Below are 13,184 nucleotides of genomic sequence, written 5' to 3'. Positions count from 1 at the left end.
GATAGTGTAGGGGGTACCCCTGAAGATCACCATAAGGTATATGAAGAAGTAGAGCTGAAAGCCGTGCATCGCTCCCGCTATGCCATGCCCTATGAAGATGAGCTGCCCATCTGGCTGTGCCGAAACCCAAAGATTTCCCTTCGGGAGGCCTGGTCCCAAACGAAAAAATTATAACTAGAGGGGGTGGAGCTGCACCAGTACACCCAAATTGGCATGAAGTCTGCAGCCTGTGGGGATAGTATGGGGCTGATACCTACTTCAGCCCCCTTTTTTCGTTTATACAGCAAATCGAACCGTATGAAAACCAAAGCCCTTGTTGTACTTATCCCCTTATTGGCCCTTATGGGAATTTCCGACGCACTCCAGGCCCAAACCCCCGCTTCCGCAGCCTGCCGCCAGCCCGCCGGTGCTAGGAAATTCAGGGCACCGGCCGCATGAAGGTGCAGCCCGACCAAACCACCGTGCTGGTGCAGGTAGCCTCTACCAATACCGAGGCCGGCCGGGCCGTGCAGCTGGTTAGCGAGCAGGTAGAACAGCTGCTGAAGAAAATTCAGGATGCAGGCTTTAAGCCGAATGAGATCAAGACCAGCCAGTTCTACATGCAGGAAAACAACGAATGGCGCAACGATCGCATGGTACGCAACGGCTACACAGCCCGCCAGACGCTGGAGATCACCTTTGCGCTGGATGCCAAACGCATGACGCGCCTTACCAATGCCTTTGCCAGTACGCCCGAGGGGGTAACCTTTCAGTTTGGCTTTGGGCTGTCAGATAAGTTGCAGCAGCAGGTTAAGGAAGAGCTGATCCGCAAAGCCCTGCAGGATGCCCGGGAAAAAGGGGCGGTGATTGCCCGCTCGGCCAACATCCGCCTGGGCAGCATTCGCAAGATCGAGTATGGCCGCCAGGGGGTGCAGCCCTATGGTCCGGTGAACATGCGCGCCGATATGGCGGTGATGAAGCAGGAAGCCAGCTTTCCTCAGACCGAAATTCAGGAAATGGAACTAACCGATCAGATCCTGGTTATCTGGACCATTGAACAATAATGTAAGCATTGCGCAGCAACAGACAAAAAGAAAAGCCCGGGCCAGCAGCCCGGGCTTTTCGCTTTTCAACCTTTTACCAACTTTCCACTTGGCTGTGTCTGATGAATGCTTTTGAGTCTAAAAAAGATAAATTTTTGCTTAAGGCAAAGGTTCTTTTTTGAGGCATAGCCGCAGCTACGGTGAAAAAAAGACCTGCTGCCTTAAGTAAATAATTTGCTTTTTTGGGCCAAAGGATATTCGTCAGACACAGCCTAATCCAACATCATAAGAGCAGTTTCACTTTGTATCATCAGCCGGTTCAGTAGCCGGGCATGCGCTTGCGCAACTCTTCTGCCTTCTCTCTTCTTTTCTCTTCCTGCCTGCGCTTCAGGGCTTCTTCCGCTGAGCTGGGGTGCTGTTGGGTGTACACCCGGCGCTTTTTGGTGGCTTCATCCGAGCGCTTGCCCCATTTACTATCCTCTTCCCTGTCCTTATCCCACTTGCCGTGCTTTAGCTTTCTTTCCTTGCGTTTCAGGGCTTCTTCGCGACGGGCCAGTTCCCGCTCTCTGTGGCGCAACTCTTCTTCTTTGCTGCGCCAGCGGCGGTAGTCATGCTCATGAGCGGCGGCTTTGCGCCGGTAGCCATGGGCGGGCGCCCAGGCCGGAGGGCCGCCCTGTTTATGGGCCACAGCGGCATACTGGGCTTCTTTCTTCTTGCCCTGCGCCTGGGCAGTAGCGGCATCGGTTACACTCAGGGCTGCCAGCATCAGCAGCGCCATCAGAGGGAGTTTCAAAAATCGCTTCATAGTTGTGGAGGATGTTTGGAGAGGTAAATTCAAACTCCGTGCCAAATTGGTTTGCACCTCTACAGGCAGTTCGACTCGCCCTGCCCAATGGCTCATTCGGGAATAGCTGCAAACTTTGCGCGGCATACTTGGTATTAAACCAGCCGAAATCCTATTTTTGTAGGCATGCAAGAGCAAATTCTTATCCTGGATTTTGGTTCGCAGTATACCCAGCTTATAGCCCGTAGGGTGCGCGAACTAAATGTTTACTGTGAAATCCATCCTTTCAGTTCGGCGCCCGCCCTTACGCCCGATATCAAGGGGGTAATTCTGAGCGGCAGCCCCTGCTCGGTGAGCCAGGGCAGTGCCCCGGATCTGGACCTGAACCCCTACCGGGGCAAGGTGCCGGTGCTGGGCGTATGCTACGGAGCCCAGCTCATGGTGCACAAGGGGGGTGGCTTTGTAGAGCCCTCAAACGTGCGGGAATACGGCCGGGCCCACCTCAACATGGTAAACGATAAGATTGATCTGCTCAAAGAGATCACCCTTAACTCCCAGGTGTGGATGTCGCATGGCGATACCATCCAGCGCCTGCCCGAGGGCTATGAGCTGATTGCCAGCACCCCCTCGGTGCAGGTGGCGGCCTATAAGATCAGCGGCGAGCCAACCTACGGCATCCAGTTTCACCCGGAGGTAACCCACTCTACCGAAGGCAAAACCGTGCTGCGCAACTTTGTGGTGCACATCTGCGAATGCAGCCAGGACTGGACCCCCACTACCTTTATAGAAGAAACGGTCGAAGGTCTGCAGCAGCAGCTGGGCAATGATAAGGTGGTGCTGGGCCTTAGCGGTGGGGTAGACTCTTCGGTAGCGGCCATGCTCATTCACAAGGCCATTGGCAAAAATCTCTACTGCATCTTTGTAAATAATGGCCTGCTGCGCAAAGGGGAGTTTCAGGAGGTGCTGGACCAGTACCAGCACATGGGCCTGAATGTGAGGGGAGTAGATGCCAGCGAGCGTTTTTATGCGGCTCTGCATGGATTAAAAGATCCTGAAGATAAGCGAAAAGCCATTGGCCGTACGTTTATTGAAGTGTTTGATGAAGAAGCCCACCGCATAGAGGGGGTAGACTGGCTGGCCCAGGGCACCATTTATCCGGATGTGATCGAGTCGGTATCGGTTACCGGTCCCTCGGTGACCATCAAATCGCACCACAATGTGGGCGGCCTGCCCGATTTTATGAAGCTGAAGGTGGTAGAACCCCTGCGCTCGCTCTTTAAAGATGAGGTGCGGCTGGTGGGCAAAACCCTGGGGCTGGACTTAACCATCCTGCGCCGGCACCCCTTCCCGGGTCCGGGCCTGGGCATCCGCATCCTGGGTGAGATCACCCCGGAAAAAGTGCGCATTCTGCAGGAGGTAGATGACCTTTATGTGAGGGGATTAAAAGAATTTGGCCTGTACGACGAGATCTGGCAGGCAGGCGCCATACTGCTGCCCATACAGTCGGTAGGCGTAATGGGCGATGAGCGTACCTACGAAGCCGTGGTGGCGCTGCGGGCCGTAACCAGTGTAGATGGCATGACGGCCGACTGGTACCCCCTTCCGTATGAGTTCATGCGGGAGATCTCCAACCAGATCATTAACCGGGTAAAAGGGGTTAACCGCGTGGTATACGACATTAGCTCCAAGCCACCGGCCACTATTGAATGGGAGTAAGAACATGATGCGAAACAAACTTCTGATTCTTGTGCTGTGCCTGCTGATGGGCAGCCCGCTGCTGGCGCAGCGCGATAATGATGTGCAGCAGCAGTACCTGCGTGCCAAAGGCCTTTTTTCGCAGGAACAGTGGCTTCCTGCCATGGAAAGCTTCCGGCAGGTAGCCGCCAACCCCAGCAGCGGCGATTTTGCCCAGTACGCCTCTTTTTACTACTCGGTAGCCGCTGCCAGAGCTGGGCGGACCGATGAAGCCAAGGCCATGCTGCGCCAGATTCAGCAAAAATACCCCAGGTGGGATAAGCAGGATGAGGTAAGCTACTGGCTGGCCCGCGTGTACCTGGAGGAAGGAAGCCTGGAGCAGGGGATAGGTGCCGTAGAGCAGATCCGCAACCGCAGCATTAAGGCTGATGGGGGCGATATGGCACGCTTTTACCTGCAGCGCGATGCCTCCATTGAGCAGCTGAAGGGGCTGCTGGCCAGGCACCCCACTGCCGATTATGTGGCCCAGATCCTGGCCCGCAAGATCAGCAACCAGCCCATTGCCTCGCAGGACCAGCGCCTGCTCAATGAGCTCATCAGCCGCTACAAGCTTGATAAGGAATTGCTCTCCCAGCCGGCCACAGCCAAATCTGTGCGCAAGGAGGCCTATACGGTAGCCGTTATGCTGCCCTTTATGCTGGATAACCTGCAGCCTGAGCGCAACATCCGGGAGATCTATTTTCCGCTTGATATCTACGAAGGTATGAAGCTGGCCCAAAAGGAGCTGGCGGCACAGGGCATTACCGTAAACCTGCTGGCCTACGATACCCGCCGCGATAGCCTCACAACGGTGGGCATCCTGCGCTCGCCGGAGATGAAGAATGTGGACCTGATTGTGGGCCCGCTCTATCCAGGCCCTACCAGGGCAGCTTTGGAATATTCGTTTAACAATGCCGTAAACCTGGTAAACCCCATTTCGGTAAACCCAGATTTTACACTAAACAACCCCTATTCTTTCCTTTTTAAGCCCTCGCTGGAAACCCAGGCCCGCAAAGCGGCCGATTTTGCCGCCAGAAGCTTTCATCCCGGCAATGCGCCCGGCAAGGCCCTGGTAGTATTTGGCACGCAGGCCCGCGATACGCTGATGGCCCGTGTATACAAGCGGGAGCTGGAAAAGAAGGGTTTCAATCAGGTGCGTATGGAGCAGATCCGGCCGGGCGATGAAAAAAGATTACGCAGCCTGCTGGTATCTGATAATGCTGCCGATATGCAGACAGGGGGCCGGCTCTCTAAAGAAGCCATCGGGCATATCTTTATTGCTTCTGAAGATGAGGCCATTGTGGCCAATTCCATGAATGCGCTGAGCACCCGCAAAGACCGCCTGCCCATTATCGGGCATGAGTCCTGGGTAAAGAAAAACCTGGTCTCCAACAGCCAGCTGGAGCGCATGGGGGTGTACATCCTTTCGCCCGAAAACATCAATTACACCAATCCGGATTTCTTTGCCTTCCGGGAGAAGTACCTGCAGCAGGTGCACGCCATGCCCAGCCGGCAGGCCTACCTGGGCTACGATCTGATGATGCTCTTTGGCCGCCTGTTAAACCAGCACGGCACGGTGTTTCAGTCCGATGCCGAAGCCGAAGTGCTCTACCAGGGCATCATGTGTACCAAATTTAACCTGCAGAGCTACCAGGACAACCAGTGTGTACCCATTGTACAATTCCGGAACTCTGCCCTTGAGATCGTTTATCAATAAGCCACTTTTTTCATGCTGAACCAGAACAGGAGCAACCAACTTTTTGAGCGGGCGCAAAACTTTATTCCAGGCGGTGTAAACAGCCCGGTACGGGCCTTTCGGGCCGTAGGGGGCAAACCTCTCTTTATGCAAAAGGCTAAAGGGGCCTATCTGTATGATGAGGACGGCAACCGCTACATTGATATGATCAACTCCTGGGGTCCCATGATCCTGGGGCATGCCCATGAAGGGGTGCAGCAGGCCATTGCCCGGGCGCTGCCCGACTCACTCTCCTTTGGTGCACCCACCGCCCGGGAGGTAGAAATGGCCGAGCTGATCATCAGCATGGTGCCCAGCATTGAAAAAGTACGCATGGTCAACAGCGGCACCGAAGCCACCATGTCGGCCATACGGCTGGCCCGGGGCTTTACCGGCCGGGACAAGATCATCAAGCTGGAAGGTTGCTACCACGGCCATGGCGATTCTTTTCTGATTGCCGCCGGCAGCGGTGCCCTTACCATGGGTACGCCTGATAGCCCCGGCGTCACCAGGGGAACTGCCCTGGATACCCTTATTGCCCCCTACAATAACCTGCAGGCCATCGAGCAGCTGGTAAGCGAAAACAAGGGAGCGATTGCAGCTCTAATCCTTGAGCCTGTGGCAGGCAATATGGGCTGCATAGCCCCACAGCCCGGGTATCTGCAGGGGCTGCGCAGCCTTTGCGACCGGGAGGGCATTGTGCTGATCTTTGATGAGGTGATGACAGGCTTCAGGCTGGCCAAGGGAGGCGCACAGGAGCGCTTTGGCGTACAGGCCGACCTTACTACCCTTGGCAAGATTATAGGGGGGGGCATGCCCGTAGGCGCCTATGGTGGCCGGCGGGATATCATGGACTTTGTGTCTCCCAGCGGTCCGGTCTACCAGGCTGGTACGCTTTCGGGCAACCCCATTGCCATGGCAGCCGGCATGGCCATGCTTAGCTACCTCAATGAGCAGACTGATTTCTACCAGCAGCTGGATGCCATTGCCAACCGCATTGTGAGCGACCTCAAAGAGGTGCTGCAGCAGCTGGGCCTGCGCTATACCATCAACCAGGTGGGCTCAATGTACTCGCTCTTTTTTACCGAGCAGAATGTGATCGATTATGATACCGCCAAAACCTCCGATACCGAGCGTTTTGGCCGCTATTTTCGGCACATGCTGGAGCAGGGGGTATACCTGGCGCCCTCCCAGTATGAGACCCTGTTTGTATCTGCTGCGCTGGGCGAGCAGGAATTGCAGCAGTTGAAAACCGCCAGTTACGAAAGCTTAAAGGCTCTAAACAGGGCCTAAAAGCTGAATTTGAGAATAGCTTGCTTCGTCAGCGAACCCCCTCTACCAAAACACCCCCGCCGGACTAGTCTGGCGGGGGTGTTTTGCTTCTGGCCCAGCGCAGCGGCAAGTGAGAGAGGAACCAGTGACTTAAAACAGCATGAAGGAAATGCCCACCTCCAGAAAAATGGCAAAGTTGAGCACCATAAAGTAAAAGAAGCCCAGCAGGTTAAATTTGAAGAAGGTCCGTACCCAGCCCTGGCCGTATACCCGCTTGATCGATAGAAAGGCATAGAGGGTGATCAGCACAAAAGCCCACAGCAGCAGATTATGCGAGTTTCCGAACAGCTCAATGGCAATTACCAGGCTGAGCAGCAAAAAGCTAAAGGCATGCATGTGCAGCGCATGGATCACATGGCTAATGTAGAAAGGCTCCTGCCGCCGGTAGAGGATCCAGAGGAAAAAGGCAAAAACCGGCAGCATCAAAAACATCATGATCGACAGGTTCTTGATCAGATAGGGAAGAAAAACATCCACATCTTTTTTGAGCAACTTGCGCCCCTGATGCACCGAAAGGGGGCCAAAAAAGCCTTCTTTGTCTACCTTTAGGCTGTCCATTACCTGCTCATCGGTAAGGCTGTCATCCTGCATCAGGCGAAAGAAGCGGCTTTCCCCTTCATCATCGCCGATTACCAGGGGCTGATCGGTTGGCGCAGCCCGCCTTCCTTTAGAAGGGGAAGAATTTAGGGAATCGGAAGCGATCAGGGCTCGGGCAGTTGGTAGGCTATCGGCCGGTACCATAGCCCCTGGCTGCAGGGCAGGGGCGGGGGCTGTTCTGGCAAGTTTGGCTTTCAGCGAAAATTTATTTTCCTCTACCAGGCTGTTGGACAGACTTGCCAGCAGGAAAAAAAAGATAAAGCTAATGATAAAGTACAATCGCAGGGGATGAACAAATGTAATGCGCTTACCCTCATTGAAGCGCCTTGTCAGATAGCCGGGCCTGAATAAGAAGGGGACTGTGCTGCGTGCCAGCTTGGAGTCAAAGGCTATGTAATTGCTAAAAAAATCGTCCAGCAGGGTCTTAAACCCCATCCGGTGCGATGTGTTTTGCTGCCCGCAGTTAGGACAATAGTTATCTGCCTGCAGCAGGGGTCTGCCACAATTCAGGCATGCCGGCCGCTTCTTACTCGCTTTCATGACCAAAATGTACACATTCTCGGGATGGTCCGCAAGCAGCTCCAAAAAATGCAAAATGGGTGAAAATATTGCATTTAGGGAACCTGTATAGGCAGGCTTTGTATATTTATCTCCTGAATGAACGCGCACCCATTGTCTTACTCAACCCCTTTGCCCCTGTGAAAAAATTTACCCTGTTTCTTTCGTTCAGCCTACTACTGGCAGGGCAACTCCTGGCCCAGGGCAGGCGCAACGAAGACAAGATCCTGACCTTTGAAACCATTTACGACGCACCCTATGAGATCAACAAGCTCTGGATTGGCTTTCAGCCCCTGTACACCGAGCTTTTTGTGACCAACGTAAACCTGGGCTATGGTCTGGAGGCCTCCTATTTCTGGAAGGATAAGGCCAATTTCAGGGCACATCTGCGCAAACCCTATGCCAGCTACCTGGACCAGCAGCGGCATGTAGCCAAGCTGAATTCTACCGAGATCGAAAACAGCATAGCCGTTTACCACTTTGCCGAACTGGGGGGCACCTATCACATCAAAGACTGGGAGCACGATACCGAAAGCCTTATTTATTTATATTCCAAGCGGTATGCTGGCAATAAATGGGCCTCCATGGTGCCGGAGAAGTCTAAAGTACAGACAAAAGTGCGCAAGATCATAGGCGCCCGGGCGGGTGGCTATTCCTACCAGACGGCCGTAGGCCTGGACCGTATGTACAGCCAGGAAAAGCTTAGCCTGCTGGATGCAGAAGGTACAGCACTGCCGCAGGGCCTGTACCCCTTTACCAATGCCTATGTAAAAGGCGGCTACCTGGGTGGTTCCTTTTCCTGGATCAAGAACTTTGCCATTGACCCCGACCGTACCTACGATGATCTGGTAAAAGACCTGATGCTTACGGTGTATGGCGATATTCTTTTTGCCGGCAATATCCGCTACGATGATATCTTCTACCGCCCCGATAAGGCCCAGCCCGCTGTGGCCTACAGCATTGCCGATCTTGGCAAAAATTACTTTGGATTTAGAGCCGGTATCGAGGGCCGTTTTAACAGAACCCTCAGCTGGGCCTACAATGGTGAGCTTGGCTACCGGCCCGGTGTAAAAGGGCAGGGGCTGTATGCGCTTATCAAGATCAGCTTCCCGGTATACAGCACCGACCTGAATAACAATGTAGAGGCCTTCAGCAAATAAGATCTTTTTGGTTGAGATACGAATGCGCGTAAAAAAAGCCCCAAAGCCAACTGGCTATGGGGCTTTTTTTGTTGAGCCGGCAGCCTGCATCCCCGGTCAGGGAGTACTGCTCGGTGCGGTGTTTTTAAGGGTGGCCAGGGCGCGCTCCAGATCTTCGGGCGTATCAATGCCCATACTTTCCAGCTGGGTTTCGGCCGTGCGGATGGTGTAGCCTGCCTCCAGCCAGCGCAGCTGCTCCAGCGATTCAATGTTTTCCAGCCAGCCCTGGGGCAGTTTGGTGATCTCCTGCAAAATATCGCAGCGGTAGGCATAGATGCCAATGTGCTTGAGCCAAAGGCGCTGCTCCAGCCATTCGGATCGGGGCACATTGCGCAGGTGCGGAATGGGCTCCCGGCTAAAGTACATGCCCTCACTGCGGGCATTCAGCACCACCTTGACCACATTGGGGCTAAAGAGCTCATCTTCATGGGCAATGCGTTTTACCAGGGTAGCCAGCTGGGTTTCGCCATCCAGCACCTGGGCCAGGGCGCTGATCTGCCGGGGGTCTATAAAGGGTTCGTCGCCCTGGATGTTGATCACATAGTCGTAGGCTTCGCCCAGCTGCTGCAGGGCATCGGCGCAGCGGTCGGTGCCGCTGGGATGGTGGGGGCTGGTCATGCAGATGGCTGCACCGGCAGCGCGGGCCGCATCGGCTATGGGTTCATGGTCGGTGGCAATCACCACCTTGCTCAGCTCGGGGCACTGGCTGGCCTGCTGCCACACCCGCACCACCATGGGGGTGCCGGCAATATCGGCCAGGGCCTTGCCCGGAAAGCGGGTACTGCCCCAGCGGGAGGGGATTATTCCCAGTATTTTCATGCGTCCTTGCGTACCTTCAGGTTGGAGCCTGTATCTTCTACTACAATAATTTTTTCGCCCTGCATGATAAAATCTCCTCTGCTGGAGGCATCGTAGATCACATCATCGATCAACACCTTGCCTGAGGGCCTCAGGATGGTATAGGCTATGCCGGTGCGGCCAGCCAGGGCCTGCTCTCTAAACGAAGAAGTATAGCCCAGGTTGCGGTCCTGTACCGACTCAAGCGCCACCCGGCTAAAGGCCCTGGAGTTGGCAAAGCGCATTCCCCCAAAGACAATGAGCACCACCCCGCCAAGCATGCCGATCACCGCCGTTAGCAGCGCATTAAGGATCTGGGCAGAAGGCACAAATTCAAAATCAAACCAGTTGTTGCCCACCATGATCAGGATAAGGGCACTGATGGTAAAGACCAGACCAGCAACGCCGGCTATGCCAAAGCCCGGGAGTATAAAGACCTCCACGGCAATGAGCCCCAGCCCCAGAAAGAAGAGAATGATCTCCCAGTGCGCTGCCAGGCCGTTGAGGTAATGGGGTACCAGGTAGAGGATAAGGGCGACTACAGCCGCCAACAGCGGAAAGCCCACGCCGGGGGTTTGTAGCTCAAAATACAAGCCCCCAATGATGATGAGGATCAGCAACCCACTCACAAAGGGGTTGATAAAGAACGCCACTACTTTTTCGGTGCCCGGCAGCTGGTACTCCTTCACCTCATAATCGGTAATGCCGTTGCGTTGAAGGATTTCATCAATACTGCTTACCCTTGCCTCACAGAACCCCCATTTGATGGCCTCGGAAGTAGAGAAAGTAACAACCTGCCCCTTGGGGCTTACATCGGGTACCTCCAGGTTTTCATCTACCATGGCCTCGGCTATAAAGGGATCCCGGCCGGTGGCCTCCGCCGTAGAGCGCATAATAGAGCGCATGTACGACTGGTATTTGTCCGGAGCGGCCTCACCTGTCTGGTTTACCACCGTAGCAGCCCCTATGCTGGCGCCGGGGGCCATGTAAATAGAATCACAGGCAATGGCAATAAGGGCACCTGCCGAAGCAGCATCCTTGTTGATGTACACCAGAATGGGAATCTCGTATTCCAGCAGGCGGGTGCGGATCTCATCGGCATCGGTCACCAGGCCGCCGTAGGTATCCAGCTCCAGGATCACCAGATCGGCATTCCAGTCGGTGGCTTCATCCAGCGCCAGCTGGGTATAGCGGTTGGTGCGGGGGTCAATCTCAGCGCCGATCTTCATTACCAGTACCCTGGTGCGTACGTTTGGAGGGGCAATTTGTGCTTGCACCGTCAGGCCCGAAAGCAGCAGTAACATGCCCAGTATACCGCGTTTTAATTGACTTGATATCATTTTATTTGGCGTGCAAATACGCTATTTTTGTTAAAAGTTAGTGAAAAAAGTACTGGTGCGTCAACTGCCTCTTTCTTTTTCTTACCAGGCTGCAGGCAAGATCTGGCACTTGCAGCCGGATAGTGTTACCAAATGCCTGGCCCTTGAGGTGCGCAGCAACCTGCAGGACGTACACTTTGCCTACCTCTGTCCTGCACAAGATAAGGTAATTTTTGAAGGATTGGCACTGGAAGGGGGCATACTGACCAGTTTGCTGGCCTGCCATGACGGAATTTTGCTGCTGCAGCAGTACCAGGAGCTGGAAAATCCCGGCAGTGCCACGGTACTGGCCCTGGATAGCCGGCAGCAGGAAGTACGCTGGGCAGTGCAGAACTACCGGCCACTTTTTTTTACCCCTACCGAAAGCATCGGCAAAAGCGGTGGTGGCGAAGAAAATGAAGAGAGTTGGGTAGCGCTAAAGTTGCAGTCGGGAGCCTCCCGCATACTGGCCCAGGCAGAGCTGGCACAGCTACTGGCTGAGCAGCAAGGTCTTAAGCAGCAGGAGCAGGAGCGGTACCTGCCGGCAGCCTATCTGGAGGGCGAAGAGCACTTCAAAAGTGTGGCACAGTTTCTGCAACTGTACCTGCAGATGAACGCTCAAAATTCTTGTGAATACTTACATGTTTTTGATAAAATCGTGATTTCTTTCTATACTGCAGATGGAGAATTGTTGCAAAATCATCTTGCCGTATTTGATCTGGAAGGCACTTTACTCCTGCATCAGCCCCTGGCCGATGGACTCAAAAAGCCGGGAGCAGATGCCTTTATGGTGTGGAATAAGCACTTATTTTTTATCGAAAACAGCACATGTTTAAGGGGATATAACCTACAATGAACAGAGGGGAGCATATGAAACGACTTACTGCCTTTTTTATCTTTTGGCTGGGGAGCATGCTTGTGGCACAGGCATCCTTGCTTAGCGAAAGAGATTCGGTGGGTACCGAAACCGTCAATGGCAAAGTATTTATCCTATACCGGGTAGAGCCCAAGGAAACTCTGTACGGCATTTCTACCAAATACCAGCTGTCGGTGGCCGAGCTTGTGAAGCACAATCCCGAAACCGAGACCGGCCTGAAGGTTGGTTCCATCCTGCGCATTCCCTACACCCGGCCCCAGCAATCCACAGCCTCTGCCTCCGGTAAATTTCATACTGTAGAAGCCAAAGAAACCCTCTACAGCATCAGCCGCCAGTACGGAATTTCTATTGAAGAACTCAAAAGCTGGAACAACCTGTCCGGCAATACCCTTAGCCCTGGTGACCGGCTGCGGGTGAGCAAGCCGGGTGCGGGTGTTACGGCCTCTACTACCTCTCCCAAAGGGGCCGGCACCACTCCTCCTGCAGGCGCTACCCCCCAGCAGCCCCGCCCCGACTATTCCGGCAAGATTGTGCATACGGTAGAAGAGCAGGAAACCCTGTTTAGCATTGCCCGCATGTATGATTCCAATGTGGCCAAGCTGCGGGAACTCAATAACCTTACTACCGATAACCTGGCCATAGGGCAGAAGCTGATTGTTGGTACTGCAAAGGGACTGCCCGCTCCCAAAACCGATCGCATTGTACGCACCGGTGCCGAAGAAGAAAAGGCCAAGGACCATGGCTATAATGCCAATCCGGTGGCCATCTCCCAGATAGGCGAGCAGTCGCAGGAAGAGCTGGAGACGGCCTCTACCGAGCGGGTAAGCGTTCGGAAGGTAACCGAAATGGGCATGGCCACCTCTATTGATGATTCGCTCAATACCAAAAAGTACCTTGCCCTGCACCGTACCGCTCCCATTGGTACCATCATGCAGGTACACAATGAAATGAACAACCTGAGCGTATTTGTGCGGGTGGTGGGCAAGCTGCCCCCCACGGGTGATAACGACAAGGTGCTGATCAAGCTCTCGCGCAAGGCCTATGAAAAACTGGGTGCTTATAGCGAAAAGGTGCCTGTACGCCTATCCTATGTGCCTTAAGGCAGACCTTAGCCTACAAAGCCTGCCCCAAGGGGTGGGCTTTTTTGTTTT

General features: G+C 54.3%; 11 protein-coding genes. 7 read left to right on the top strand and 4 right to left on the bottom strand.

Going from position 1 to position 13,184, the window contains the following annotated elements:
* Positions 1-416 precede the first annotated feature (416 nt).
* Entirely contained in the window at positions 417-1,043 is a 627-nt protein-coding gene (locus tag ADICEAN_RS10555) for an SIMPL domain-containing protein (RefSeq protein WP_083879717.1), read from the top strand.
* 298 nt (positions 1,044-1,341) lie between these two features.
* Here the strand turns inward: ADICEAN_RS10555 and ADICEAN_RS10550 are convergent, their stop codons facing one another.
* Positions 1,342-1,827, bottom strand: coding sequence for a hypothetical protein (locus ADICEAN_RS10550; RefSeq protein ID WP_152426386.1), 486 nt, complete (start codon positions 1,825-1,827; stop codon positions 1,342-1,344).
* Between the two features lie 165 nt (positions 1,828-1,992).
* On the opposite strand from ADICEAN_RS10550, the gene guaA reads away from it, so the two are divergent.
* Genes guaA through hemL form a run of 3 tightly spaced genes read left to right on the top strand, consistent with a single transcriptional unit; the run spans position 1,993 to position 6,568 of the window.
* A complete protein-coding gene (gene guaA, locus ADICEAN_RS10545; protein ID WP_009195576.1) occupies positions 1,993-3,522 on the top strand; it encodes a glutamine-hydrolyzing GMP synthase in 1,530 nt (509 codons plus the stop codon).
* A 4-nt stretch (positions 3,523-3,526) separates the two neighbouring features.
* Positions 3,527-5,257, top strand: coding sequence for an ABC transporter substrate-binding protein (locus ADICEAN_RS10540; RefSeq protein WP_009195575.1), 1,731 nt, complete (start codon positions 3,527-3,529; stop codon positions 5,255-5,257).
* Between the two features lie 12 nt (positions 5,258-5,269).
* Complete coding sequence (gene hemL / locus ADICEAN_RS10535; protein ID WP_009195574.1) at positions 5,270-6,568, top strand: glutamate-1-semialdehyde 2,1-aminomutase; 1,299 nt, start codon at positions 5,270-5,272, stop codon at positions 6,566-6,568.
* Positions 6,569-6,697: 129 nt separating this feature from the next.
* On the opposite strand, the gene ADICEAN_RS21140 is transcribed toward hemL, so the two are convergent.
* Positions 6,698-7,639 carry a DUF3667 domain-containing protein gene (locus tag ADICEAN_RS21140; protein WP_009195573.1) on the bottom strand — a complete coding sequence of 314 codons (942 nt, stop codon included), beginning with the start codon at positions 7,637-7,639 and terminating at the stop codon, positions 6,698-6,700.
* Positions 7,640-7,902: 263 nt separating this feature from the next.
* Here ADICEAN_RS21140 and ADICEAN_RS10525 point away from each other — a divergent pair, with 263 nt between their 5' ends.
* On the top strand, positions 7,903-8,922 hold the full coding sequence (locus ADICEAN_RS10525) for a hypothetical protein (RefSeq protein ID WP_152426384.1): 1,020 nt from the start codon (positions 7,903-7,905) through the stop codon (positions 8,920-8,922).
* 96 nt (positions 8,923-9,018) lie between these two features.
* Here the strand turns inward: ADICEAN_RS10525 and kdsB are convergent, their stop codons facing one another.
* Both kdsB and ADICEAN_RS10515 read right to left on the bottom strand, forming a co-directional pair.
* Positions 9,019-9,780, bottom strand: coding sequence for a 3-deoxy-manno-octulosonate cytidylyltransferase (kdsB, locus tag ADICEAN_RS10520; protein ID WP_009195571.1), 762 nt, complete (start codon positions 9,778-9,780; stop codon positions 9,019-9,021).
* Positions 9,777-11,102 carry an NfeD family protein gene (locus ADICEAN_RS10515; RefSeq protein WP_009195570.1) on the bottom strand — a complete coding sequence of 442 codons (1,326 nt, stop codon included), beginning with the start codon at positions 11,100-11,102 and terminating at the stop codon, positions 9,777-9,779. The genes kdsB and ADICEAN_RS10515 overlap by 4 nt, the downstream gene beginning before the upstream one ends.
* Before the next feature lie 76 nt (positions 11,103-11,178).
* Here ADICEAN_RS10515 and ADICEAN_RS10510 point away from each other — a divergent pair, with 76 nt between their 5' ends.
* Both ADICEAN_RS10510 and ADICEAN_RS10505 read left to right on the top strand, forming a co-directional pair.
* Positions 11,179-12,012, top strand: a complete 834-nt coding sequence (locus ADICEAN_RS10510) for a DUF4905 domain-containing protein (protein WP_009195569.1) — start codon at positions 11,179-11,181, stop codon at positions 12,010-12,012.
* Between the two features lie 14 nt (positions 12,013-12,026).
* Entirely contained in the window at positions 12,027-13,133 is a 1,107-nt protein-coding gene (locus tag ADICEAN_RS10505; RefSeq protein WP_236612895.1) for a LysM peptidoglycan-binding domain-containing protein, read from the top strand.
* Positions 13,134-13,184 lie beyond the last annotated feature (51 nt).

It is taken from the genome of Cesiribacter andamanensis AMV16 (genome assembly GCF_000348925.1).
In the GTDB taxonomy this organism is placed as follows: Bacteria; Bacteroidota; Bacteroidia; order Cytophagales; family Cyclobacteriaceae; genus Cesiribacter; species Cesiribacter andamanensis.
The sequence above is the reverse complement of the archived record's forward strand: the minus strand, read 5'-3'. Positions and strand labels throughout refer to the sequence as shown.